The sequence below is a fragment of the Mycolicibacterium chlorophenolicum genome (assembly GCF_001044235.1).
Classification (GTDB): domain Bacteria; phylum Actinomycetota; class Actinomycetes; order Mycobacteriales; family Mycobacteriaceae; genus Mycobacterium; species Mycobacterium chlorophenolicum.
Window position 1 is genome coordinate 1 of the sequence record NZ_JYNL01000030.1, and the last position, 24,735, is coordinate 24,735.

Here is a 24,735-nt window from a genome sequence, read left to right on the forward strand (position 1 = left end):
GGCGGTTTCATCGTCGTGGATTTCGGCGTACGCAACCCGTGAGTGATCGTCGATCACGGTGTGCACGAAAGCGTGCCCGATCAGCTCATGGTGGTACTTATTGCGGGCCTTGCCGGGGGTGAGGCGTCGATTCGCCCCGCCTTGTGCCCGGCCGACGAAGCGCCACCCGCCGCCGGCGGGGATGTTGCCCAGTTTCTTGACATCGACGTGGATCATTGCACCGGGCTGGCCATACTCGTAGCGGCGGATCGGCTCTCCGGTACGAATGTCGATGTGTGACAAACGGTTCAGTCGGCAACGCACAAGCACCGCGTGCACGGTGGAGGCGGGCATCGACAGTCGGGAGGCGATCGCCAGCGGTGAGAGCANCGATGTGTGACAAACGGTTCAGTCGGCAACGCACAAGCACCGCGTGCACGGTGGAGGCGGGCATCGACAGTCGGGAGGCGATCGCCAGCGGTGAGAGCCGATGCCTCCACCGCAGCTCCACGATTTTGCGGACCAGCGGCAACGGTGTGCGATGCGGGCAGCGGTGGGGCCGGCTGGACCGATCCGCCATGCCCGCCGGACCCATCTCCACATACCGGGTTGCCCAACGTTTGGCCGTCGGCCAGGACACGTGGAAATGCTCAGCANGGGCCGGCTGGACCGATCCGCCATGCCCGCCGGACCCATCTCCACATACCGGGTTGCCCAACGTTTGGCCGTCGGCCAGGACACGTGGAAATGCTCAGCAGCCCGAACGATCGGCCAGCCCTCTTCCACGATCAGACGCGCAAGCAACAATCGTCCGCGGGCAGTCAAAACAGCATTAGCGTGGACCACGAAGGTCTCCTGTTCGTTGAAGTGAAGTGGTAGCAGCTCCACTCCACGACAGGGGACCTTCTCCCATCAACGACCGCTACAGCGCGTCGTCACACTTTCTCGACCAACCTCTCTGGGCAGTACAGCTAGTGACGTTCTGCTAGATCGGAAGAGCGTCGTNAGTGAAGTGGTAGCAGCTCCACTCCACGACAGGGGACCTTCTCCCATCAACGACCGCTACAGCGCGTCGTCACACTTTCTCGACCAACCTCTCTGGGCAGTACAGCTAGTAGCGTGCGGGCTCGTGGACATCGACGGGCCGACCATCATGGCGGTGCACGCGCACCCCGACACCTCCGGCATCTGGGACGGCGTGGCCGCGCAGCTCGACGGCTCCGCCCGCGTCGAGCGCTGCAGCGCGGACGGATTGGCGGCCGCGCTGACCGGGCGCGCGCCGGTGCACGTCGTCGCGGCGGGCCCTGCGGCTGCTGCGGTGTGGGAGTACGTGATGCGCCCCGACGCCGCCGATCACGTCGCCTCGGTGACGGTGTCGGTGCCCGCCCGGCGGCGCGGACTGCCCGGCCGTCGGCACCGCGCCGCGCTGCTTCCGGACCGGGTCGCGGTGCCGGTGCAGCTGATCGTCGGCACCGGCAAGGTCGACGACGACCTCGCCGCACGGGTGCCCCGGCTGTGGCGGCGCGTGGTCACCACCGGCAGGCCCACGCCGGCCACCCACCCGCAGGTGTACGCCCGCTCGGTGCGTCAACTCGTCGAGCATCTCGAGGGCGCGCCCGCGGCGCGGGAACTGCGGCGCGCCGAGGTCGGACGGTCGCGGGGGAGGTTCGGCGACACCCTCGTGTCGGTCACCGGGGCGGGGAGCGGCATCGGGCGCGAGACTGCCCTGGCGTTCGCGAAGGAAGGCGCGGAGTTGATCATCAGCGATGTCGACGCCGACGGTCTGGCCGAGACGGCCCGCCGGCTCGCCGAGGACGGTGCGATCGCGCACAGCTACCTCGTCGACGTGGCCGACACCGCGGCGGTGGAGGCGTTCGCCGAGGAGGTGTGCACGGCGCACGGTGTGCCCGATGTGGTGGTCAACAATGCCGGCGTCGGGCACGCCGGCTTCTTTCTCGACACCCCGGCCGAGGAGTTCGACCGCGTGTTCGACATCAACTTCGGCGGCGTGGTCAACGGGTGCCGTGCGTTCGGACGGCGGCTGGTCGAGCGGGGTACCGGCGGTCACATCGTCAACGTCGCGTCGATGGCGTCGTACACGCCGGTGAATCTGATGAACGCGTACTGCACCTCCAAGGCAGCGGTGTTCATGTTCTCGGATTGTCTACGCGCAGAACTGGATTCGGCCGGTATCGGGTTGACCACGATCTGTCCTGGCGTGATCGGCACCAACATCGTGAACACCACCCGGTTTTCGCTGCCCGACACGAAGGGCAGAGATGTGGAGACGCTGCGGGCGCGCGCCAAGCGTGGCTTCGCGGTCCGCCGTTACGGACCGGAGAAGGTGGCCCGCGCGATCGTCGCCGCGGTGACGAAGAACAAGGCGGTCCGCCCGGTGACCCCGGAGGCCTACCTCGTGTACGGGATCGCGCACGCCGCGCCGCAGGCCATGCGCAGTGCTGCGCGCGGCGGAAACATCGTGTGAGCCGGCTGCACGGTTGAGCCTCAGCCGTTGGCCGCGATGTCCTCCAGGACCGCGAACATCGTCCGCGTCGGCACACCGGTGCCGCCCTTGGGCGTGTAACCCCACGGCCCGCCGGAGTTGTACGCCGGCGCCGCCACGTCGATGTGCACCCACGCCACCCCGTCGGCCACGAACTCCCGCAGATACGTCCCGGCGACCAACATGCCCGCGAACCGCGAACCGCTGACGTTGGCCAGATCGGCCACCGTCGACTTCAGGTCGTCCTTGAGCTCCTCGGGCAGCGGCATCGCCCAACCGTTCTCGCCGACGGACTGCGAGATGTCGGCGACCCGGTCGCGGAACTCGTCGCTGCCCATCACCCCCGGCGTGCGCGAGCCGAGCGCGACGATCTGCGCGCCGGTCAGCGTCGACGTCTCGATCAGATACTGCGGCTTGTCCTCGCAGGCGCGCACGATCGCGTCGGCCAGGATCAACCGGCCCTCGGCGTCGGTGTTGAGCACCTCCACGGTGGTGCCGCCGTACTGGGTCAGCACGTCGCCGGGACGCTGCGCGGTGCCCGACGGCATGTTCTCGGCCATCGGCACCGTCGCGATCACGTCGATCGGCAGCTTCTGGCGCGCCGCGAGCACCACCGTGGCGATCACCGCGGCGGCGCCCCCCATGTCGGAGGTCATGTGATGCATGTTGGCAGCCGGCTTGATCGAGATGCCGCCGGTGTCGAACGTGATGCCCTTGCCCACCAGCGCGACCGTGGTCGGCTTGCGACCCTTGCCACCGCGGTGAACGAGCCGCACCAGACGGGGCGGACGCGACGAGCCCTTACCGACGCCGACTATGCCGCCGTAGCCGTCCTTGGTCAGTACCTTGTCGTCGAGCACCTCCACCTCGAGGCCCGCGGCGTCACCCAAAGCCTTTGCGCGCTTGGCGAATTCGGCCGGGAACAGATGGCTGGGCGGGGTGTTGACGAAGTCCCGGGCGGTCGCCACCGCCGTCGCGATCGCCTCCGCGCGGGCGGCCGCGTCCTTGGTGGCCGACTTCGTGTCCGGGGTGAGCGCGGTGATCCGGCGCAGCCCCGCGTCCTTGGGCGCGGTCTTGGTGCTGCGGAACTCGGAGAACCGGTAGGAGCCGAGGATCAGGCCTTCGATCGCGGCCTCCAGGTCCAGGGCCGAGAGTGTGGTGAGCACCGACTCCACGCCCGACAGGGAGCGCGCCGCCGCCCCGGCCGCGCGCCGGATCGTCTCGGCCGGCCACTCGTCGCGGCTCTTGCCGAGCCCGACGGCCAGCACGCTGCCCACCGGCAGCGACGGCACGACCAGCCGGGTCAGCTGCTCGCTGCCCCCCTTGGCGCCGAGCGCCTTCAGCGCGGCCTCGATCTCGCGCACCGCTGCATCGGGCAGGAAGGAGCCGGCAACCACGGTGGCCGTCGGATCGTCGTCGCCCACGCTGACGACCGGCACGATCAGCACCGACGAGGCGACGGAGCGCTTGGGCAGTGCGGCGGCGACGCTGACAGTGGGGGACTGATAGCCAGGTGGGGTGCTCACGGGGATTCACCCTAGCCACTGCCTACTAGTGTGGTTGGGCGTGAGTGACAACCCGTTGACCGGCCCGCTCGAGGATCGGCACCGCGAGCTCGGAGCGACCTTCGCCGAATTCGGTGGCTGGCTGATGCCGGTGTCCTACGCCGGCACCGTCGCCGAGCACACCGCCACCCGCACCACCGTCGGCCTGTTCGACGTCAGCCACCTGGGCAAGGCGCTGGTCACGGGCCCGGGTGCCGCCGAGTACGTCAACTCCGCGTTCACCAACGACCTGGGCCGCATCGGCCCCGGCAAAGCCCAGTACACGCTGTGCTGCACCGACGACGGCGGCGTCATCGACGACCTGATCGCCTACTACGTCTCCGACGACGAGATCTTCCTGGTGCCCAACGCGGCCAACACCGCCGACGTCGTCGCGGCCCTGAAGGAGCGGGCGCCCGCCGGGCTGACGATCACCGACGAGCACCGGTCCCGCGCGGTCCTCGCCGTGCAGGGGCCCAAGTCCGCCGAGGTGGTCGGCGGGCTGGGGCTGCCGACCGACATGGACTACATGGGCTACGCCGACGCCGATTTCCGCGGCGTGGACGTCCGGGTGTGCCGGACCGGCTACACCGGCGAACACGGCTACGAGTTGCTGCCGACCTGGGATCAGGCCGCGGTGGTGTTCGACGCGCTGGTCGAGGGCGTGCGCGGCGCGGGCGGCGAACTGGCCGGGCTCGGCGCCCGCGACACGCTGCGCACCGAGATGGGTTATCCGCTGCACGGCCACGAACTGTCCCGGGACATCTCGCCGCTGCAGGCCCGCTGCGGGTGGGCGGTCGGCTGGAAGAAAGACGCGTTCTGGGGTCGCGACGCCCTGCTCGCCGAGAAGGAGGCCGGCCCGCGGCGCACCCTGCGGGGTCTGCGCGCCGTCGGCCGCGGCGTGCTGCGCGGCGAGCTGACCGTGCTCGACGGCACCACCCCGATCGGGGTCACCACGTCCGGAACGTTCTCGCCCACACTGAAAGTCGGGATCGCGCTGGCGCTGATCGACACCGCCGCCGACATCGCCGACGGCGCCCGTGTGAGTGTCGACGTGCGCGGCCGCGCCGTCGAATGCGAGGTCGTCAAACCGCCGTTCGTGGACACCCGCACGCGGTAAATCGCTCGCCAGGCGGTTATACAATCGCCTGCATGACTGAAGGCCTCTCGTTCACCGTCGATCGCTCCGCGAGCCCGGCGAGCGACGAGGTACGTGCCGAGATCCTCGGAAACCCCGGCTTCGGCAAGTTCTTCACCGACCACATGGTGTCGATCGACTACACCACCGGGGAGGGCTGGCACGACGCACGCGTGCTGCCCTACGGGCCCATCGAACTCGACCCCTCGGCGATCGTTCTGCACTACGCGCAGGAGGTGTTCGAGGGGCTCAAGGCCTACCGGTGGGGCGACGGGTCCATCGTGTCGTTCCGGCCGGAGGCCAATGCCGCGAGGCTGCAGTCCTCGGCGCGTCGGCTGGCGATCCCCGAGTTGCCGCAGGACGTGTTCCTCGAGTCGCTGCGCCAGCTGATCGCCGTCGACGGGCAGTGGGTTCCGCCGGCGGGCGGCGAGGAATCGCTGTACCTGCGGCCGTTCATCATCGCGACCGAACCGGGTCTGGGGGTGCGGCCCGCCAACCACTACCGGTACCTCGTGATCGGCTCCCCGGCCGGGGCGTACTTCCCGCGCGGCATCAAGCCCGTCAGTGTGTGGCTGTCCCACGAGTACGTGCGCGCCTCACCGGGTGGGACGGGCGCCGCCAAGTTCGGCGGCAACTACGCGGCCTCGCTGTTGGCCCAGGCCGAAGCCGCCGACCACGGATGCGATCAGGTGGTCTGGCTCGACGCGATCGAACGCCGCTACGTCGAGGAGATGGGCGGCATGAACCTGTTCTTCGTCTTCGGCAGCGGCGGCACCGCGCGACTGGTCACCCCGGAGCTCTCGGGTTCGCTGCTGCCGGGCATCACGCGAGATTCGTTGCTGCAGTTGGCCACTGACGCCGGCTTCGCGGTCGAGGAGCGCAAGATCGACGTCGACGAGTGGCAGAAGAAGGCCGCCGCGGGGGAGATCACCGAGGTGTTCGCCTGCGGCACCGCCGCCGTCATCACACCGGTCTCCCACGTCAAGCACACCGACGGCGAATTCACCATCGCCGACGGCGAGCCCGGCGAGATCACGATGGCGCTGCGCGACACGTTGACCGGCATCCAGCGGGGCACCTTCGCCGACACCCACGGGTGGATGGCCCGGCTCGACTAGCCGATCGCCAGCCCGAGCGCGGCGACCGTCGTCGTCACCTCGACCGCGGCGCCGAGCACATCACCGGTGACACCGCCGAACCGGCGCACGCAGTGCGCCACCAGGAGGACCGCGGCGGCCACCGCGACCAGCACCGCGACGGCGCCCTGCCACGCGCGGGCGCAGACGGGGACGGCCGCGACCGCGAGGGCGGCCACCCACGCCCCCACCACCCAGGCGGGCTGGGTGCCCGCCACCCGGCCGCCCAGCGTGCTGCCCGTCGCCGCGGGAACGCCCCGCCGGCACGCGGCTACGGCGGCCACCCGGCCCGCGGTCACGGCGACGATCACCGCGGCCCAGCCGGCATGCGCGAACGCCAGCGCCTGCATCAGGATCGTGGCGGCGACCGCGGCCACGCCGAACGGGCCCGCGGTGCCTTCGCGCATCACGGCCAGCGCCCGCTCGGGTGGTCCGTAACAGCCCAGCCCGTCNGACGCGTGCCACGCAGCTGCGTGAGTGGGCGGCGGGGCATCTGCGCCTCGGCGGGATGACGAGCTTTCCGCGGGGCAGTTGGCGACCGCGCAGAAGGCCACCCGGCCACGGGAAGCGCGGTCATGACGCCGCGACCGATGCCCGCGCTGCGCGATGCCGGCACCGGGAGCACCGTCGCGAAAGCCAGAGCGCCTGCCACTGAACCGAACACGATCAGCCCTCGCTGATCCCGGCCTCTTCGAACGTGGCCATCGTGGCCAGGGTCGCCACCGCGGCGCGCAGCACCGGGAGGGCGACCAGCGCGCCCGAGCCCTCACCGAGACGCATGCCCAGCTCGACGATCGGCTCCAGCCCGAGCTCCCGCAGCGCCAGCGAGTGGGCGGGCTCGGTGGAGCGGTGCCCCGCCTGCCACCACTGCCGCGCGCCGGGCGCCAGCCGTTCGGCGGCCAGTGCCGCGGCCGTCACCACCACGCCGTCGAGCAGCACCGGGGTGCGTCGCACCGCGGCCTGCGCGCAGAACCCCGTCATCGCCGCCAGGTCGGCGCCGCCGCAGATCCGCAGCAGCGCAACGGGATCCGCGGAGAGTCGGCGGGTGCGGTAGAGCGCGTCACGGATCGCGGCGGTCTTGCGTGCCCAGCCGGCGTCGTCGACCCCGGTGCCCCGGCCGACCACCGCGACCGGCTCGGTGTTCGTCAGCGCGGCCACCAGGGTGGTCGCGGGGGTGGTGTTGCCGATCCCCATGTCGCCGGCGATCAGCAGATCGGCTCCGGCGTCGACCTCCTCGTCAGCGATCGCACGGCCCGCCTCGATCGCGGCCACGACCTCGTCGGGTGTCAGCGCGTCCTCGACGGCGATGTTGCCGCTCGACCGGCGGATCTTGTGCGCGCCCACCGTCGGCGTCAGCGGTTCGTCGGTGTCGACCGCGATGTCGGCGATCCGCACCGTCGCATCGGCGATGCCGGCGAGCACGTTGACCGCCGCGCCGCCCGCGGCGAAGTTCGCCATCATCGCGGCCGTCACCTCGGGCGGATAGGCGGACACGCCCGCCGTGGCAACGCCGTGGTCGCCGGCGAACACCACCACCCGGGCACGCTCGAATTGCCGTGGTGGACAAGAGCCCTGGCATGAGGCCACCCACACCGACAGCTCTTCGAGGCGACCCAGCGCACCGGCGGGCTTGGTCAGCCGCGCCTGACGGTCGCGCGCCGCGGCGGCGGCGTCGGGATCGGGCGGGGCGATATCGGGGAAGTAGGACACCTATGACACCCAGGTCACCGCGGCCATCAAGCCACGGTGGCGCCGCGCTCGACCGCGGGACGCGGCGCACGCATCCGGCGCAGCTGCGAGGCCCGGCTGGCCGCGTAGAAGCCGAGCTTCCAGCCCGATTCGGTGTTGCCCGGGAACTTCTCGTCGACCAACCGGTTCACCCGGCGGCCCAGGAAGAAGCCGTCGACGACCATGATCAGGACGAGCACGAGCATCGCGGGGGACAGCAGCTGCTGCACCTGCACCGACGGCACCGCCAGCATCACCAGGATCAGGCCCAGCGCCGACGGCATGAACAGCCCCAGCACGTTGCGCCGGGAGTCGACCACGTCGCGCACGTACTTGCGCACCGGGCCCTTGTCGCGGGGCAACAGGTAGGCGTCGTCGCCGGCCATCATCCGCTCGCGCCGCTGCGCCATGTCGGACCGGCGTTCGGCCTTCTCGGCCTTGCGCTCCTCGCGGGACAACTTCGGGCCGCGCAGCTCCTTGCGCCGGCGCCGCGCCTCCGCGCTGGTCATGGGGGCGGGCGCGACCGGTCCGCGGCGACGGCTCGCCTCGCTGCGCTTGGGTGTCGGCTTGCCCTTGGGCGCGGTGGCCGCCCGGGCGGCGGAGGCGGGACCGGAGGTCGCGGCGCGGTCGTCGGCGGACGCCGAACCCGCCGGATCGTCCCCGGAGTCGTCGTTCTTGCGGCCCAGCAGCTTCACGCCTGCCAGGTTACTTCGCGTGGATCGCCGGGGAGGCGGCGAGGGCGCGTCGCGGCGACATGCAGCGGGTGAGACCACGTCCTAGTCTGCCGAGATGACCCGGACCGTTCTGATCGCGCCGGATTCGTTCGGCGACAGCCTGACCGCGGTGCAGGCCGCGCAGTGCATCGCGACGGGCTGGCACGCCGCCCGCGCCGAGGACCGGCTGATCCTGGCTCCCCAGTCCGACGGCGGCCCGGGATTCGCCGACGTGCTGGCGGGCCGGCTCGGCGAGGTGCGCACCGAGCGGGTCAGCGGACCGCTCGACGTCGAGGTCGATGCCCGTTGGGTGTTCGACCCGGAATCGCCGGCGACCGCCTACCTCGAGTGCGCGCAGGCGTGCGGACTGGCGCTGCTCGGCGGTCCGCCGACGGTCCGCACCGCGCTCGACGCGCACACCCGCGGCGTCGGCCAGCTCATCGACGCCGCCCTGGCCGCGGGGGCGCGCCGCATCGTCGTCGGCCTCGGCGGCAGCGGCAGCACCGACGGGGGTCGCGGGATGATCGACGCCCTGGGCGGGCTCGACGCGGCCCGGGAGCGACTCGCCGGGATCGAGCTCATCGCCGCCAGCGACGTCGAACACCCGCTGCTCGGGCCGCGCGGCGCCGCGGCGGTGTTCGGGCCGCAGAAGGGCGCCGACCCGGCGACCGTCGCCGCCCTGGAGGACCGGCTGACCGAATGGGCGCAGCATCTCGATGCCGCCGCGGGACGCCCGATCCGTGACGACCCGGGCGCCGGGGCGGCCGGCGGACTCGGTGCGGCGCTGCTGGCGCTGGGCGCCCGCCGGGAATCCGGCGCGGCGATCATCGCCGAACACACCGGCCTGGACGCCGACCTGGACGCCGCCGACCTGGTCATCACCGGTGAGGGCCGGTTCGACGACCAGTCCCTGCACGGCAAGGTGGTCAGCGCCCTGGCTGCGGGAGCCCGGCGGCGCGGCGTCCCGGTCCTCGTCCTCGCCGGCCAGGTGACACTGCCCGACGCCGAGCTGAAGGCCGCAGGCATCGCCGCTGCCCACTCGGTCGCCGACCACGCCGGATCGGTGCAGCGGGCGATCGACGACGCGGCCGACCAGCTCACCGGGCTCGCCAGCGCGGTGGCGGCAACCTGGGCGTAGATGGGGAATAGCGCCCCGACAAGGTACCGTTGAACACGTGGGGTCACGGCGCTCGGGGCCTCCACCCACGAACATCCACACAGGAGATTTCATGACTGTTCAGGACGAGTCGGCAGTGCAGGCAGGACAGGCCACCGACACCCAACACGGCGTGATCCTGACGGACGCTGCGGCCGCCAAGGCGAAGGCACTGCTGGACCAGGAGGGTCGCGACGACCTGGCGCTGCGGATCGCCGTGCAGCCGGGCGGTTGCGCGGGGCTGCGGTACAACCTGTTCTTCGACGACCGCACCCTCGACGGCGACCTGACGGTGCAGTTCGGCGGCGTCAACCTGACGGTGGACCGGATGAGCGCCCCCTACGTGCAGGGCGCCAGCATCGACTTCGTCGACACGATCGAGAAGCAGGGTTTCACCATCGACAACCCCAACGCCACCGGCTCGTGCGCCTGCGGCGACTCGTTCAACTGAGCTAGTACTGCCCGGCCGTGCGCGGCAGGTAGGAACACACCAGCACCTCGTTGTCGACCGACAACAACTGGGCCACGGCCTGCTCGTCGGCTTCCGGCTGGCTGCGTGACGATCGGCTCTCCGGTGTCACCCGCATCGTGAAGAGCACCTGCGCCTGCGTCGGCGAGGCCAGCACCATCTTGTCGATCGACGTCACCTGCGCGCTGCTGTACTGCTTGCGGAAGGCGTCACTGGACAGGCTCGCCAGCGCGAGGTCCGAGCGCCGCTCCTTCACCGCATCGAACAGCCCGCACAGCGTGTGCCGGGCAACGGTCTCGGCGTCGCCGTTGGACAGCGCGTCGACGTAGTTCTGGATCGCGGTGCGCGCCGACGCCTCGGTGAGTGCGCCGCTCTGAGAGGTCTGGTTGCTGCCGCGGGTCAGCACGATCGCGGTGATCACGCCCGCGACGACGAGCACGGCGAGCGCGGCCACCGCAGCGACGACCCAGCGGCGGCGCCGGCGCGGCGGATAGGGGACCGGCGGTGGCAGCGTGCCCGGATAAGCAGCGCCGAATCCGGCCTCGGGATAGGGCTGCGGGGCGCCAGGCTGCTGGCCGAAACCGTCCGGGTACATCGGGGGTCCTGCTGGTCCAGCGCCGTAAGGGGGCGGGTAGGGACCAGTCATACATGAGCTCCCGGGCAGGTCGGTGGATGGTGTGTGCCTCTACAGTGGCCCGTACGGGCACTCATAGGCAGGTTAGCGCACGGGCGCACGCTGCTCCGGTGAGCGAAGACGCCGCCGTTAAGGTATGGGTGAATTCATGAAGGGTGGAACTGCGTGACCATTGCTGTGACCGGATCGATCGCGACCGATCATCTGATGCGTTTCCCGGGCCGATTCTCCGAGCAGCTGCTCGCCGACCACCTGCAGAAGGTGTCGCTGAGCTTCCTCGTCGACGATCTGGTGATGCACCGGGGCGGCGTCGCGGGCAACATGGCCTACGCGATGGGCGTGCTGGGTGGCCGTCCGACGCTGGTCGGTGCGGTGGGCAGCGATTTCGACGACTACCGCGAGTGGCTCACCGCGGCCGGGGTGAACTGCGACGCGGTGCTGGTGTCGGATTCGGCCTACACGGCGCGCTTCGTCTGCACCACCGACGAGGACATGGCCCAGATCGCGTCGTTCTATCCCGGTGCGATGTCGGAGGCCCGCAACATCAAGCTGGCCGACGTCGTCGACCGCACGGGCGCACCGGATCTGGTGATCATCGGCGCCAACGACCCCGAGGCGATGTTCCTCTACACCGAGGAGTGCCGCTCGCTGGGGCTGGCGTTCGCCGCCGACCCGAGCCAGCAGCTGGCCCGGTTGTCCGGCGACGAGATCCGCCGGCTGATCGACGGCGCCACCTATCTGTTCACCAACGACTACGAGTGGGATCTGCTGCTGCAGAAGTCCGGCTGGTCGGAGGCCGAGGTGATGGGCCAGATCCAGTTGCGCGTCACCACTCTCGGCGAGAAGGGCGTGGACCTGGTCGGCCGGGACGGGACCTTCGTCCACGTCGACGTGGTTCCCGAGACCCGCAAGGAAGACCCGACCGGTATCGGCGATGCGTTCCGCGCCGGGTTCCTCACCGGCCGCGATGCGGGCCTGCCGCTGGAGCGGGCGGCGCAGCTGGCGTCCCTGGTGGCCACGCTGGTGCTGGAAGCGCCCGGCCCGCAGGAGTGGGCGTGGGACCGCGACAGCGCCGTGACGCGGCTCTCCGACGCCTACGGCGACGAGGCCGGCCGGGAGATCGCCGCGGCGCTGGCCTAGAGCTGGACCGGGTAGGTCGGCTCGCTGATCTGCGGCACGACGCTGTGTTCCACGAAGATCGCGTGCCACAGCATGAAGATCAGCACCGTCCACAGCCGGCGGCTGTGATCGCTTGTGCCCGTGCGGTGTTCGTCGAGCATGGCGCGCACCGCGGGCACGTCGACCAGCTCGCCGGCACCCGACGAGGCGATCATCTCGTACGCCCAGTCCTGCAGTTCGCCGGCCCGCAGCCAGTGCCGGATCGGCACGGGGAAGCCCAGTTTGGGCCGGTGCAGCACGTGCGGCGGGATGATCGGCTCGAGCGCCCGGCGCAGCGCGTACTTCGTCGTCGCCCGGGTGATCTTCTGGTCGTAGGGCAGCCGGGAGGCCACCGCGAACACCTCGGGATCGAGGAACGGCACCCGCAGTTCCAGCGAGTTCGCCATCGTCATCTTGTCGGCCTTGACCAGGATGTCGCCGCGCAACCAGGTGAACAGGTCGATGTGCTGCATCCGGGCCACCGGATCCCAGCCCGCCGATTGCGCGTACACCGGTGCGGTGACGTCGGTGTGCGTCCAGTCGGACCGGAACCCGGGCAGCACGGCGCGCAACTGCGCGTCGGAGAAGCTGCGCGCGTTGCCGTAGTAGCGCTTTTCGAGGCTCAGCGATCCGCGGTGCAGCAGGCTCTTGCCGCGCATCCCCTCGGGCAGCGGCTGGGCCATCCGGCCCACCGACTTGCGCAGCCCGCGCGGCAGATAGTCGAACGGCTTGAGCGACAACGGCTCCCGATAGATCGTGTAGCCGCCGAACAGCTCGTCGGCGCCTTCGCCGGACAGCACCACCTTGACGTGCTTGCGGGCCTCGCGGGCGATGAAGTACAGCGGCACCAGCGCCGGGTCGGCCACCGGCTCGTCGAGGTACCAGACGATCTCGGGCAGCGCCGCCACGAACTCGGCCTGGCTGACCACCTTCGTGACGTGCCGGGCGCCGATGGCCTCGGCCGAGGCGACCGCGACGTCGACCTCCGAGAACCCTTCGCGCTCGAAGCCGGTGGTGAACGTGATGAGCCGGGGGTTGTGGCGCATCGCCAGCGCCGCGATCGCCGTCGAGTCGATGCCACCGGACAGGAACGCACCCACGGTGACGTCGGCGCGCATGTGCTTGGCCACCGAGTCCTCGAGCACCGCGGTGATCTCGTCATAGCGGGCCTGCTCGCCGCCGGCGGTGAAGGGCTTGGCGGCGAACCGCGGCGTGAAGTACCGCGTCACCTCCGGCGTGCCGCCGGGCCGCACCCGGGCGTAGCTGCCGGACTCGAGCCGGCGGATGCCCCTCTGCAGCGTCTCAGGCTCCGGCACATATTGCAGCACCGTGTAGTGCTGCACCGCGCGCGCGTCGATCGTCAGGTCGATGCCGAGCTCCGCTGACAGGTCGAGCAGACACTTCTTCTCGCTGCCGACGACGGTGCCGCCGGGACCGGTGGCGAGGTAGAGCGGCTTGATGCCGAACGGGTCGCGCGCGCAGAACAGTTCCTGCTCGACGGTGTCCCACAGCGCGAAGGCGAACATGCCGCGCAGCCGGGTCAGGGCCTCGGTGCCCCAGTGGTGGTAGGCCGCGATGATGGCCTCGCCGTCACCGTCGGTGTTGAACACCGCGCCGTGCTCGGCGCGCAACGCCTCGCGCAGTTCCAGGTAGTTGTAGATCTCGCCGTTGAACACCAGCACGTAGCGGTCGGGCGACTCGGCCGGCCCCCAGCGCAGCGGCTGGTGGCTGTGGGCGATGTCGATGATCGAGAGCCGGTTGAACCCGAGCACCACACGATCGTCGTTCCAGGTCCCGGGCTCGTCGGGACCGCGGTGACGCATCAGGTGGCTGGCGCCGGAGACCGCCTCGACGAGGCTGGGAGAGACCTCATGGGCAGGGTCGGTCACCATCGCCAGCAGTCCGCACACCGCGCCAGTATGCCGAATCGGCGGCGCGGGTTCCGACCGGCCCGCGGGGCGCGATGGTGACATCTCCCCGGTCGCTTCGCTCCTGCCCAACCGGGTGGTCTACGCTGCGTAGTATTCAGTGCAGCCGTCTGACCGTCCGGCGGTCGATCGACTTGGTAGGAGGCGCCAACGTGCCCGCTCGCGGCCTGAAGTTGGTGGCGTTGTCCCTGCTCCTGGGTGGGACAACGGTCCTGCTCAGTGGGTGCAGCTGGTCTGAGGTGCTCGGCCTCGGCTGGCCCAAGGGCATCACCCCGGAAGCCCATCTCAACCGGGAACTGTGGATCGGTTCGGTGATCGCCGCGCTCGTCGTCGGTGCCATCGTCTACGTCCTGCTGTTCTGGACCGTGGCGTTCCACCGCAAGAAGAAGGGCGATCAGGATCTGCCCCGCCAGTTCGGCTACAACATGCCGCTGGAACTCGCCCTGACGGTGACGCCGTTCCTCATCATCTCGGTGCTCTTCTACTTCACCGTCGTCGTGCAGGAGAAGATGCTGCACAAGGAGCCCAACCCCGACGTCGTGATCGACGTCACCGCGTTCCAGTGGAACTGGAAGTTCGGCTACCAGAAGATCAACTTCGCCGACGGCACCTTCACCTACGACGGCGCCGACGACGCCCGCAAGCAGGCGATGACGTCCAAGCCCGAGGGCACCTACGAGAACGGCGAGGAGCGCGTCGGCGCGATCCGCGGCCTGAACCCCGAGGACCGCACCTACCTCAACTTCGACAAGGTCGAGACGCTGGGCTCGTCCACCGAGATCCCGGTCCTGGTGGTGCCGTCCGGCAAGCGCATCGAATTCCAGATCGCCTCCGCGGACGTGATCCACGGGTTCTGGGTGCCGGAGTTCCTGTTCAAGCGGGACGTGCTGCCGGATCCGAAGGCGAACAACTCCGACAACATCTTCCAGGTCAGCGAGATCAACCAGACCGGCGCGTTCGTCGGGCGCTGCACCGAGATGTGCGGCACCTATCACTCGATGATGAACTTCGAGCTGCGGGTCGTGGAGCCCAACGACTTCAAGGCCTACATGGACCAGCGGATCGCCGGCAAGACCAACGCCGAGGCGCTGCAGGCGATCAACCAGTCACCGGTGGCCACCACCACCAGGCCGTTCGACACGCGGCGCGGTGAGCAGGCCGGCGTTCCCCAGGCGAGCAGGTAGGACAGCACATGCATATCGAAGCCCGGTTGTTCGAGTTCCTGACGGCGTTCTTCGCGCTGGCATCGGTGGTCTACGCCGTGCTGACGGCGCTGTTCGCCACCGGCGGCGTGGAATGGGCCGGCACCACCGCGCTGGTGCTGACGACCGGCCTGACGCTGATCACCGGCACGTTCTTCCGCTTCGTGGCGCGTCGCCTCGACACCCGCCCCGAGGACTACGAGGACGCCGAGATCGCCGACGGCGCCGGCGAGCTGGGCTTCTACAGCCCGCACAGCTGGTGGCCGGTGATGATCGCGCTGTCGGCGTCGGTCACCGCGGTCGGCATGGCGCTGTGGCTGCCGTGGCTGATCGTCGCGGGCGTGTGCTTCGTGCTGACCACGGTGTCCGGGCTGGTCTTCGAGTACCACACCGGGCCCGAGAAGCACTGAGGCCCCACGACTTCGACGCAGGGGTCGGGTGCAAGGTCACAATCCGGACATGAGTTGGTGCGCCACCGGCGCACGACCGCTCGCCACAGACCCCGCGTTGGGTAGTGTTGCCGACGCGCCGTGAGCCGCCGAAGGTGGCCGTCGGCGCCGGAGAAGCCGGCGAGAAGGATAGACGCACATGAGCGGGCCGAAAGGCGAGGACCCGGGGGACCGGCCCTCCCCGGATGAACGGACGCAGGAAGTCCCCGGCGTCGGCGACAGCGCCAATGACCCGGGCACCGGCGCGACCGACTTCTACTCCCGGGCCTACTCCGCACCGGAGTCCGAGCAGTTCGTCAGCGCGCCGTATGTCGCCGGCGGCGACTCCTCCCTGTACGACTACGACAACTACGATGCCCCCGCAGAACCGGTCGAGGCGCAGGAGCCGCCGCGCTGGCCGTGGGTCGTCGGCGTGGTGGCGATCGTCGCGGCCGTGGCGCTCGTGGTGTCCGTGTCGGTGCTGGTGACCCGCACCGAGACCGACACGCTCGCGACGCCGGAGACCACCACCAGCGCGCCGCCGCCGGTGCAGGACGAGATCACCACCACGACGCCGCCCCCTCCGCCGCCGCCGCCTCCGCCCACGACCGAGGAGCCCCCGCCTCCGCCGCCGGAGACGGTGACGGTGACCGAGCCGCCGCCTCCGCCGCCGGCCACCGAGGAGCCCCCGCCGCCCCCGCCGCCGACCACCAGTGAAGCGCCGCCTCCGCCGCCGACCACGACGCGGGCGGCCCCGCGCCAGGTCACCTACTCGGTCACCGGCACCAAGGCGCCCGGCGACATCATCACGGTGACCTACATCGACGCGTCGGGGCGCAGCCGCACCCAGCGCAACGTCTACATCCCGTGGTCGCTGACGGTCACCCCGATCTCGCAGTCCGAGGTCGGCTCGGTGCAGGCCTCCAGCCTGTTCCTGGTCAGCCGGCTGAACTGCTCGATCACCACCAGCGACGGCACGGTGCTGTCCTCCAACACCAACAACACCGCCCAGACCAGCTGCTAGGCCGAGACCCACCACTGATGACGACTCCTGCCGCGCAATACACCCCCGACCGCACCGATCGCATCCTGCTCGGCAGCTGCGCGGCCGTCTGGCTCGCCGCCCTCGGGGCGGGCGTGGCCGCGACGGTGGCCCTGGTCGACCTCGCTCACGGGCGCACCGACGGCGGTGGGGAGTCCGGCACCCCGTGGTTCCTGTACGTCGTCATCGGGGTGTCGGCCGCCATCATCATCGCGGCGGTGCCGCTGCTGCTGCGGGCACGCCGTGATGCGCGGCGGGACGCCGAGCCGGTCTCCCGGGCCCCTGAGCGCACTGCAGAGCCGTCCGCACCCGCCCGGGGGACCGAGGCGCCCACCGAGAAGATCCGGGCGGTCACGCCCGCTGCGACGGCGCTGCGCGCGCCCGCGCCGACGTCGTCACCGGAGGTCGACCGGCTGTGGCTGCGCGGCGCCGCGTCGCTGGGCTGCGCGATGGGCGTCGCCACGCTGCTGATCGGCGTCGCGACCTACCTGATGGCCGCCGAGAACGACGTCGCGTCCTGGGTGTGTTACGGGGCGGCCGGCGTCGTCACGCTCGGCATGATCGCGATCCCCGTGTACTTCCTGCGCGAACTGCGCACCCACACCGAGGCCTGATCCTCCCCGCAAAAAATCCGCCCCGGCCGGAGCCGGGGCGGATCTTCTCAGGTGGTGTGGCGGTCAGTGATGACCGTTTCCGGACGAGCCGTTGCCGTTGCCGTGCCCGTTGGACGACCCGTTGGAGTGGCCGTTCGACGAGCCGTTCGTGCTCAGGCGTTCGCGCAGCGCGGTGATCGCCCTGCGTTCGGACGCATGGGCCGCCTCGGTGAGCGCCTCGTGCTCGGAGACGGGGTCGGCACTGAGGAAGCTGCCCGTACCGGGAGCGCCCGCCGAGCCCAGCTTGTTCATCCGCTTGGGCAGTGCTGCGCCCTGGTACTCCAGCGGGATGGCGTGGCCGTGCTCGTCGACCGGACCCAACGGCTGGTGCAGCTCGATGTAGGCACCGTGCGGCAGCCGCTTGATGATGCCGGTCTCGATGCCGTGCTCGAGCACCTCGCGGTCACTGCGCTGCAGGGACACCGCCCAGCGGTAGGCCAGGTAGTAGACGATCGCGGGCAGCACCACCATGCCGATGCGGCCGATCCACGTCGTCGCGTTCAGCGAGATGTGGAACTTCAGCGCGATGATGTCGTTCATGCACGCGAAGGTCAGCACGATGTACAGCGCGATCGCCGCCGCGCCGATCGCGGTGCGCGTCGGTGCGTCACGCGGACGCTGCAGCAGGTTGTGGTGGGCGTCGTCGCCGGAGAACTTCTTCTCCAGGAACGGGTAGGCGATCAGCAGCATGAACACCAGGCCCATACCGACCGCCACCCACACGCCCTGCGGAATGGTGTGACCGAAGGGGTAGAACTCCCACGCCGGCCACAGACGGATCAGGCCGTCGGTCCACATCATGTAGAAGTCGGGCTGGCTGCCCGCCGACACCTGTGAGGGCTTGTACGGCCCCAGCACCCAGATCGGGTTGATCTGCAGCAGACCACCCATCAGACCCAGGATGCCGACGGTCACGGCGAAGAACGCGCCGGACTTGACGGCGAACACCGGCATGACGCGCACGCCGACGACGTTGGTCTCGGTGCGGCCTGGGCCGGGGAACTGGGTGTGCTTCTGGAACCAGACCAGCGCCAGGTGGACACCGATGAGCGCCAGGATGATCCCGGGGATCAGCAGGATGTGCAGCGCGTACAGGCGGGGGATCAGGATCTCGCCGGGGAAGTCGCCGCCGAACAGCGCCCAGTGCATCCAGGTGCCGACGATCGGGATGCCCATCGTGATGCCCGACAGCGCCGCGCGGATACCAGTGCCGGAGAGCAGGTCGTCGGGCAGCGAGTAGCCGAAGAAGCCCTCGAACATCGCGAGGATCAGCAGCAGCGAGCCGATCACCCAGTTGGCCTCGCGGGGACGGCGGAACGCGCCGGTGAAGAAGATGCGCGCCAGGTGCACCATGATCGACGCGGCGAACAGCAGCGCCGCCCAGTGGTGGACCTGCCGGACGAACAGGCCGCCGCGGATCTCGAAACTGATGTCCAGCGCGGTCTCGTATGCCCGCGACATGCCCACACCGCGCAGCGGCTGATAGACGCCGTCGTACACGACGTGGGACATCGACGGGTCGAAGAACAGGGTCAGCCACACCCCGGTGAGCAGCAGCACGATGAAGCTGTACATCGCGATCTCACCGAGCAGGAACGACCAGTGGGTCGGGAACACCTTGTTCAGCTGGCGGCGGACCGCAGCCGAGGGGTGGTACCGCGAGTCGATCGCGTCGCCCTGTTTGGCGGCGATCTCGGCCATATCGAGTCGTGGGCTCATGACGTGCGCTCCCAGAATGCCGGTCCGACGGGTTCGATGTAATCCCCGTTAGCTACAAGGTAGCCGTCTTTGTCGATCGTGATCGGAAGCTGCGCAAGGGCGCGGGCCGCCGGTCCGAAAATGGGTCGTGCGAAGTGCAGCGCGTCGAACTGCGACTGGTGGCACGGGCACAGGATGCGGTAGGTCTGCTGCTCGTACAGCGACGAGGGGCAGCCCAGGTGCGAGCAGACCTTCGTGTAGGCGAACAGCTCGCCGAAGTTGAAGCTCTCCTGGCCCTTGCGCTTGACCACGCGGGACATGTCGCCCGGCCGGATGCGGATCAGCATGACCGGGTTGCGCACCCCCATGGCGATTTCGGTGAGCTTGTGTTCGGACTCCACGGTGGTGCCGTCGCCATCGGACTCGCGCCACGGGAACACCGTCTCCATGCCGCCCGCGTCGAGGTCCTCGGGGCGCATCTTGACGAAGGGCGACTCACCGGGGCGACCGGTGGCCCGCGCCAGGTAGATCGTCTCGCCGGTGAACCGCGGCGTCCAGCCCGACGTCCACAGCACGGCCTTCATGCCCTCGGCGGTCGGCACGACCGGCTTCCACGGGTTCTTGATCAGACCACCCATGAAGGCGACCAGCGTGCCCAGGCCGAACGCGCCGAACCCGATGCCCAGCGACAGCCCGATCAGCTTGCGGCGCTTGAGCGTCGAGCCCTCCAGCGCGTCGCCGAGGTTGGCCGCGACGGTCCGGCGGTGCAGCTCGGGGGAGGCGCCGTCGTGGCGCTCCTGGATCGAGATCTCCTCGGGGATGAACTTCTTCTGGAACAGCACCGCGCCGATGCCGATGGCGAGCACCGACAGGCCGAACGTCAGACCGTAGAGCGGGGTCGCCAGCGAGTACAGGAACTCACCCTCGGACCCGAAAGGCTTGTACTCCCACGGCCAGAACAGGAAGACCAGCAGCAGCGCCAGGCCCGAGACACCGGCCAGCAGAAGCCAATACGCGACGGTCCGCTCGGCGCGCTTCTCGGCCTTGGTGCCGGGGATGGGCCAGCGCGGCTCCTTGTAGACGATCTCGACACCGTCGAGCTTGCCGCCGAGTTCGAGCAGTTCCTGCTGCGACATCTCGGCGAGTTGGGAGTCGGTCGGCTGGCCGGGATCACCCTTCTGTCCCGGCGAGTCCGTGCCCTTCACGGTGCCCTCCTCATGACCCCGTTCGGTACCGGTGGCGTCGCTCATGCCCGTGCTCCGATCCAGAGGGCGGCCGCGATGATGGCCACCATGCCGACGATCCACGCGACCATGCCCTCAGAGGTGGGGCCGAAGCCGCCCAGCCCGAGACCGCCGGGCGACGGGGTCTCCGCTGCCTCGCGGACGTAGGCGACGATGTCGCGCTTCTCGTCGGGCGAGAGCTGACGGTCGCCGAACTTCGGCATGTTCTGCGGGCCGGTCAGCATCGCGGTGTAGACCTGCGCGGGCACCTTGGCCGCGTCGCCCAGGTCGGGGGCGTACTTGCCCGACGACAGTGCGCCGCCCTTGCCGGTGAAGTTGTGGCACGACGCGCAGTTCAGCCGGAACAGGTCACCGCCGCGGGCGACGTCGTTGCCGATCAGCGACTGCGAGGCGATCTGGCCGTTCTCGTCGCGGGGGACGACCGGTCCGCCGCCATTGGCCTGGATGTAGGCGCCGAGCGCGTCGATCTGGGACTCGTCGAACGCCGGGTCCTTGCGCTGGGCCTGCGCCTCGCCGCGCATCGCCGGCATCCGGCCCGTTGCCACCTGGAAGTACACCGCGGCCTCGCCGACACCGATCAGGCTCGGACCGCGCTGCTCGACACCCTGCAGGTTCAGACCGTGGCAGGACACGCACGAGGTCTCGTAGAGCTGTTGGCCCGTGCGCAGCATCGCCGACGCCGATTCGTCGGCGACCGCCACCTGCGGCGTCGGTGTGAAGGTGGCCGCCAGGCCACCGGCCACTGCCAGTCCGATCAGCAGCAACAGTGCCGCCGAGACGCGCCGGCGCAGCCGACGCCGGGACTTGCTTGTCATCGAACCCCTTCTCATCTGCGGGTTGTGAGACTTCGGTGTCGTCATCGGACGAAGTAGATGACGGCGAACAGGGCGATCCAGACGATGTCGACGAAGTGCCAGTAGTACGACACGACGATCGCCGCGGTGGCCTGGGCGGGGGTGAACTTGCTCATCCGGGTGCGCATCAGCAGCAGGATGAACGCGATCAGGCCGCCGATGACGTGCAGGCCGTGGAAGCCGGTGGCGAGGTAGAAGACGGTGCCGTACGCGCTGCCCGGGATCGTGGTGCCCTCGTGGACCAGGTGGTAGTACTCGTAGCCCTGACCGGCGACGAAGAACGCACCCATCGCGAACGTCAGCAGGTACCACCGGCGCAGACCGAACACGTCGCCGCGCTCGGCGGCGAAGACACCCATCTGGCAGGTGAACGACGAGCCGATCAGCACCAGTGTCACCGGCACCGCGAGGGCCAGGTTCAGCTTGGTCGGTTCCGGCGGCCAATCGCCTCCGGCCTGAGCGCGGGCCGTGAAGTACATCGCGAACAGTCCAGCAAAGAACATCAACTCACTGGAAAGCCACACGATCGTGCCGACACTGACCATGTTCGGACGGTTCAGCGAATGCACTCGCGACGTGATGGCGGTTCCCGAGGTCCCTACAGCGCTCGTCACAACAGCAAGTATGACGCTTTGTAGTTGTCGAACTCCACCCGGGTCGAGCAATTCGTCATAATCGCGTCGTGACTTCCGCTCCCGCACAGCACGAGCCGTCCGCGGCCGCCACGACGTGGCCGATGATCCTCGGCAGGCTGACCACCAACCAGTCGCTGCTGCCCGGGCAGGCGGGCTGGGCGATGGACCAGATCATGACGGGTGAAGCGACCCCCGCCCAGATCGCCGGATTCGGCGTGTCGATGAAGATGAAGCGCCCCACGTCGGCCGAGGTCGCCGAGCTCGCCGACATCATGCTCAAGCACGCCCGGCGAGTGCCGACCGACACGATCGGCACCGACACCGTGGATGTGGTGGGCACCGGCGGCGACGGTGCGAACACCGTGAATCTGTCCACGATGGCGTCGATCGTGGTGGCCGCCGCCGGGGTGAAGGTGGTCAAGCACGGCAACCGCGCGGCGTCGTCGCTGTCGGGCGGGGCCGACACCCTCGAGGCACTCGGAGTTCGCATCGACCTCGGGCCCGAGGAGGTGGCGCGCTGCGTGGCCGAGGTGGGCATCGGCTTCGCGTTCGCCCCGCAGTTCCACCCGTCGTATCGGCACGCCGGGGCGGCGCGCCGCGAGATCGGGGTGCCGACGGTGTTCAACCTGCTCGGTCCGCTGACCAATCCGGCGGGTCCGCGGGCGGGGCTGATCGGGTGCGCGTGGGCCGAACTGGCCGAGGTGATGGCCGAGGTGTTCGCCACCCGCGGGTCCAGCGTGCTGGTGGTGCACGGCGACGACGGCCTCGACGAGCTGACCACGACGACGACGAGCACGATCTGGCGGGTGCAAGCCGGCACCGTGGAGCGGCTGCGGTTCGATCCGGCCGCGTTCGGCTTCGCGCGGGCCCACATCTCCGAACTCGTCGGCGGGGACGCGGAGACCAACGCGGCCGAGGCCCGGTCGGTGCTCGGCGGCGCGCAGGGGCCGGTTCGCGACGCGGTGGTGCTCAACGCCGCGGGCGCGCTCGTCGCCCACGCCGGCCTATCCAGCGACGCCAAGTGGGTCCCGGCCTGGGAGTCCGGGCTCGCGCGCGCCAAGGAGGCGATCGACTCCGGGGCGGCCGAAGAGCTGCTCGCGCGTTGGGCGCGGCTCACCCAGGAGTTCTGACCCGTCGAACTGTTCGGCCAGCTGCTCGGCCGCCACCCGCGCCGAGCGGGCCGATGCCGCCCAGCCCGCCCACCGACCCGCCGCGCCGATCGGTGAGCAGTAGCCGGTGTCGGTCCGCACGATCCGCACCCCCGGGTGGGTCAGCCACCGCGCGATCAGCGCGATCTCCTCGACCAGTGCGCCGCCGTGCGGCCCGTCGGTGGGCAGCACGGTCTGCGCGGCCGCGCACAGCGCGTCGACGACCGGCATCGGCGGTACCCCACGGGGCGCCGCCCCGGCGGCGGCGAGTTGTCCGTGGCGGATCACCGCGAGGTGCCAGCCGCGCGCGCCGTCGGGGCGGGCGGCGATCAGTTCGCCGATGCCCGACAGGGCCCGGAGCCGCTGGCCGCGCCAGAGCACGTCGATGGTCGCTGCCGCGCGGTCGCGCATCCGCGCCGCGGTCTCGTAGCGGTGGCGTTCGGCGAGGTCGTCGATGTGGGCGAGCATCGCGGTCAGTGCCTGCCCGCTCCGGCCGTCGATGAGCGCCTGAGCGTCACGCACGGCGGCGGCGTAGTCGTCCGGATCCGCGCCCCGCACCGCCGGGCAGGGGGACACCTCGAGTTCCGGGCAGGCGGGCCCGTGCACGGCCGACCGGGGCAGCCGCCGGGTGCAGGTGCGCACCCCGGTGAACCGGGCGATCAGGTCGGCGGCGTCGGCGGCGTCGGCGCGGGCGCGGAACGGTCCGATCGCGGTGCCGGTGCGCGGTGCCCGCACCACGGTGAACCGGGGGAACGCCTCGTCGGTGAGCGTCACCCACCACCAGCGGTGCGGGAACTTCGAGCGGCGGTTGTACGGCGGCGCGTGGGCGGCCAGCAGCCGCAGCTCCCGCACCCCGGCCTCGAGGTCGTGGGCGCACTCGACGTGGTCGACCGCGGTGGCCAGTGAGGCCATCTCCTTCATCCGCGTGCGGGGATCGGCGCCGTTGAAGTACTGGCCGACGCGGCGCCGCAGGTCCACCGCGGTGCCGACGTAGAGCACCTCGGCCGACGGGCCGCGGAACAGGTACACGCCGGGGGCGCGAGGCAGCGACCGGGCCAGGTGGCGGTTGCGGCGCTGGGCCGGGCTCACGTCGGGCAGGTAGGACCGCAGCTCGGTGTAGGTCTGCACGCCCTGGTTGCCGACCCGCTCGATCAGCCCGTGCAGCACGTCCACCGTGGCCCGGGCATCGGCGAGGGCGCGGTGGTTGGGCGTGGTGGCCGCGCCGAACAGCTGCGCCAGCGCGGACAGCCGCACGCTGGGCGCCTCGTCACGGGTCAGCACGCGGCGCGCCAGCCGCACGGTGCACAGCACGGGCGGCTTGGGCCACGGAATGTGGTTGCGTTCGGCCGCTGCGCGCAGGAAACCGATGTCGAAACCGGCGTTGTGCGCGACGAGCACTGCGCCACGGGCGAATTCGAGGAACGCCGGCAGCACCGCGTCGATGCGGGGCGCGTCGTACACCATCGCCGTCGTGATGCCGGTGAGCGCGACGATCTGCGGCGGGATGGCGCGGCCCGGGTCGACGAGCGTCGCGAACTCGCCGAGCACCTCGCCGGCCCGCACCTTCACCGCGCCGATCTCGGTGATCTCGTCGTGCCGGTCGCCGCTGGAGCGTCCGCCCGTCGTCTCGAGATCGACGACGACGAAGGTGGTTTCGCGCAGCGTCAGGTCGGCGCCGGGGTCAACGTCGGCGAAGCTGAGCTGACCCATGCGCCGACCGTAGGCGGCGGCGCCGACAAGTCCGG

At 70.4% G+C, this 24,735-nt stretch carries 21 protein-coding genes and 5 pseudogenes; 11 read left to right on the top strand and 15 right to left on the bottom strand.

Annotation, left to right across the window (positions count from 1 at the left end; translation table 11 throughout):
- The 3 pseudogenes from MCHLDSM_RS37755 to MCHLDSM_RS39330 form a co-directional block, all read right to left on the bottom strand.
- A pseudogene (locus tag MCHLDSM_RS37755) lies at positions 1-368 on the bottom strand (IS481 family transposase); the annotation flags it as partial.
- 1 nt (position 369) lies between these two features.
- A pseudogene (locus tag MCHLDSM_RS39325) lies at positions 370-615 on the bottom strand (helix-turn-helix domain-containing protein); the annotation flags it as partial.
- Between the two features lie 21 nt (positions 616-636).
- Positions 637-825: pseudogene (locus MCHLDSM_RS39330) on the bottom strand (helix-turn-helix domain-containing protein); the annotation flags it as partial.
- A gap of 307 nt (positions 826-1,132) precedes the next feature.
- Between MCHLDSM_RS39330 and MCHLDSM_RS14770 the strand changes: the two are divergent.
- Positions 1,133-2,464, top strand: a complete 1,332-nt coding sequence (locus MCHLDSM_RS14770) for an SDR family oxidoreductase (RefSeq protein ID WP_082168917.1) — start codon at positions 1,133-1,135, stop codon at positions 2,462-2,464.
- A gap of 20 nt (positions 2,465-2,484) precedes the next feature.
- On the opposite strand, the gene MCHLDSM_RS14775 is transcribed toward MCHLDSM_RS14770, so the two are convergent.
- Positions 2,485-4,008 carry a leucyl aminopeptidase gene (locus tag MCHLDSM_RS14775; protein ID WP_048470786.1) on the bottom strand — a complete coding sequence of 508 codons (1,524 nt, stop codon included), beginning with the start codon at positions 4,006-4,008 and terminating at the stop codon, positions 2,485-2,487.
- 28 nt (positions 4,009-4,036) lie between these two features.
- Between MCHLDSM_RS14775 and gcvT the strand changes: the two genes are divergently transcribed.
- Together gcvT and MCHLDSM_RS14785 are read left to right on the top strand one after the other, a co-directional pair.
- Positions 4,037-5,146: a glycine cleavage system aminomethyltransferase GcvT gene (gcvT, locus tag MCHLDSM_RS14780; RefSeq protein ID WP_048470787.1), complete on the top strand. Its 1,110-nt coding sequence runs from the start codon at positions 4,037-4,039 to the stop codon at positions 5,144-5,146.
- A gap of 32 nt (positions 5,147-5,178) precedes the next feature.
- Positions 5,179-6,282 carry a branched-chain amino acid aminotransferase gene (locus MCHLDSM_RS14785; protein ID WP_048470788.1) on the top strand — a complete coding sequence of 368 codons (1,104 nt, stop codon included), beginning with the start codon at positions 5,179-5,181 and terminating at the stop codon, positions 6,280-6,282.
- On the opposite strand, the gene MCHLDSM_RS14790 is transcribed toward MCHLDSM_RS14785, so the two are convergent.
- From MCHLDSM_RS14790 to MCHLDSM_RS14800, 4 genes and pseudogenes are all read right to left on the bottom strand, one after another.
- A partial coding sequence (locus tag MCHLDSM_RS14790; RefSeq protein WP_048471121.1) for an adenosylcobinamide-GDP ribazoletransferase occupies positions 6,279-6,752 on the bottom strand: 474 nt, incomplete at its 5' end. The genes MCHLDSM_RS14785 and MCHLDSM_RS14790 overlap by 4 nt on opposite strands.
- Before the next feature lies 1 nt (position 6,753).
- Positions 6,754-6,964, bottom strand: a pseudogene (locus MCHLDSM_RS40415) (hypothetical protein); the annotation flags it as partial.
- 2 nt (positions 6,965-6,966) lie between these two features.
- Positions 6,967-8,010, bottom strand: a complete 1,044-nt coding sequence (cobT, locus tag MCHLDSM_RS14795; protein WP_048470789.1) for a nicotinate-nucleotide--dimethylbenzimidazole phosphoribosyltransferase — start codon at positions 8,008-8,010, stop codon at positions 6,967-6,969.
- A gap of 26 nt (positions 8,011-8,036) precedes the next feature.
- Complete coding sequence (locus tag MCHLDSM_RS14800) at positions 8,037-8,723, bottom strand: DUF3043 domain-containing protein (protein ID WP_048419129.1); 687 nt, start codon at positions 8,721-8,723, stop codon at positions 8,037-8,039.
- Positions 8,724-8,817: 94 nt separating this feature from the next.
- Here MCHLDSM_RS14800 and MCHLDSM_RS14805 point away from each other — a divergent pair, with 94 nt between their 5' ends.
- Positions 8,818-9,879, top strand: coding sequence for a glycerate kinase family protein (locus tag MCHLDSM_RS14805; RefSeq protein WP_048470790.1), 1,062 nt, complete (start codon positions 8,818-8,820; stop codon positions 9,877-9,879).
- 91 nt (positions 9,880-9,970) lie between these two features.
- Complete coding sequence (locus MCHLDSM_RS14810; RefSeq protein ID WP_048421124.1) at positions 9,971-10,348, top strand: HesB/IscA family protein; 378 nt, start codon at positions 9,971-9,973, stop codon at positions 10,346-10,348.
- 1 nt (position 10,349) lies between these two features.
- Here the strand turns inward: MCHLDSM_RS14810 and MCHLDSM_RS14815 are convergent, their stop codons facing one another.
- On the bottom strand, positions 10,350-11,012 hold the full coding sequence (locus MCHLDSM_RS14815; RefSeq protein WP_048470791.1) for an Rv0361 family membrane protein: 663 nt from the start codon (positions 11,010-11,012) through the stop codon (positions 10,350-10,352).
- A 153-nt stretch (positions 11,013-11,165) separates the two neighbouring features.
- Between MCHLDSM_RS14815 and MCHLDSM_RS14820 the strand changes: the two genes are divergently transcribed.
- Complete coding sequence (locus tag MCHLDSM_RS14820) at positions 11,166-12,140, top strand: carbohydrate kinase family protein (protein ID WP_048470792.1); 975 nt, start codon at positions 11,166-11,168, stop codon at positions 12,138-12,140.
- Here MCHLDSM_RS14820 and asnB read toward each other — a convergent pair.
- Positions 12,137-14,068 (bottom strand): asparagine synthase (glutamine-hydrolyzing), encoded by a 1,932-nt coding sequence (asnB, locus tag MCHLDSM_RS14825; RefSeq protein WP_048470793.1) that lies wholly within the window; start codon positions 14,066-14,068, stop codon positions 12,137-12,139. The genes MCHLDSM_RS14820 and asnB overlap by 4 nt on opposite strands.
- 113 nt (positions 14,069-14,181) lie before the next feature.
- On the opposite strand from asnB, the gene ctaC reads away from it, so the two are divergent.
- The 4 genes from ctaC to MCHLDSM_RS14845 all read left to right on the top strand — a co-directional run bounded on the left by ctaC (position 14,182) and on the right by MCHLDSM_RS14845 (position 17,372).
- On the top strand, positions 14,182-15,270 hold the full coding sequence (gene ctaC, locus MCHLDSM_RS14830) for an aa3-type cytochrome oxidase subunit II (protein ID WP_231508358.1): 1,089 nt from the start codon (positions 14,182-14,184) through the stop codon (positions 15,268-15,270).
- Positions 15,271-15,278: 8 nt separating this feature from the next.
- Positions 15,279-15,698: a cytochrome c oxidase subunit 4 gene (locus MCHLDSM_RS14835; protein WP_048421120.1), complete on the top strand. Its 420-nt coding sequence runs from the start codon at positions 15,279-15,281 to the stop codon at positions 15,696-15,698.
- Between the two features lie 178 nt (positions 15,699-15,876).
- Complete coding sequence (locus MCHLDSM_RS14840; RefSeq protein WP_048470795.1) at positions 15,877-16,740, top strand: MmpS family transport accessory protein; 864 nt, start codon at positions 15,877-15,879, stop codon at positions 16,738-16,740.
- 17 nt (positions 16,741-16,757) lie between these two features.
- Positions 16,758-17,372 (top strand): DUF2561 family protein, encoded by a 615-nt coding sequence (locus MCHLDSM_RS14845; RefSeq protein WP_048470796.1) that lies wholly within the window; start codon positions 16,758-16,760, stop codon positions 17,370-17,372.
- 63 nt (positions 17,373-17,435) lie between these two features.
- On the opposite strand, the gene qcrB is transcribed toward MCHLDSM_RS14845, so the two are convergent.
- The 4 genes from qcrB to ctaE are packed head-to-tail and all read right to left on the bottom strand — an operon-like array spanning position 17,436 to position 21,821.
- Positions 17,436-19,130, bottom strand: coding sequence for a cytochrome bc1 complex cytochrome b subunit (gene qcrB, locus MCHLDSM_RS14850; protein ID WP_048470797.1), 1,695 nt, complete (start codon positions 19,128-19,130; stop codon positions 17,436-17,438).
- Positions 19,127-20,359, bottom strand: coding sequence for a cytochrome bc1 complex Rieske iron-sulfur subunit (gene qcrA / locus MCHLDSM_RS14855; protein ID WP_048470798.1), 1,233 nt, complete (start codon positions 20,357-20,359; stop codon positions 19,127-19,129). Before qcrA ends, qcrB begins: the two co-directional genes overlap by 4 nt.
- A complete protein-coding gene (gene qcrC / locus MCHLDSM_RS14860) occupies positions 20,356-21,168 on the bottom strand; it encodes a cytochrome bc1 complex diheme cytochrome c subunit (protein ID WP_048421115.1) in 813 nt (270 codons plus the stop codon). The genes qcrA and qcrC overlap by 4 nt, the downstream gene beginning before the upstream one ends.
- Before the next feature lie 41 nt (positions 21,169-21,209).
- Positions 21,210-21,821 carry an aa3-type cytochrome oxidase subunit III gene (gene ctaE, locus MCHLDSM_RS14865; RefSeq protein ID WP_082168895.1) on the bottom strand — a complete coding sequence of 204 codons (612 nt, stop codon included), beginning with the start codon at positions 21,819-21,821 and terminating at the stop codon, positions 21,210-21,212.
- A 122-nt stretch (positions 21,822-21,943) separates the two neighbouring features.
- On the opposite strand from ctaE, the gene trpD reads away from it, so the two are divergent.
- Complete coding sequence (gene trpD / locus MCHLDSM_RS36095) at positions 21,944-22,972, top strand: anthranilate phosphoribosyltransferase (protein ID WP_234714027.1); 1,029 nt, start codon at positions 21,944-21,946, stop codon at positions 22,970-22,972.
- On the opposite strand, the pseudogene MCHLDSM_RS14870 reads toward trpD, so the two are convergent.
- Positions 22,910-24,700 (bottom strand): annotated as a pseudogene (locus tag MCHLDSM_RS14870) (DEDD exonuclease domain-containing protein); the annotation flags it as partial. The gene trpD and the pseudogene MCHLDSM_RS14870 sit on opposite strands and share 63 nt — an antisense overlap.
- Positions 24,701-24,735: the final 35 nt, after the last annotated feature.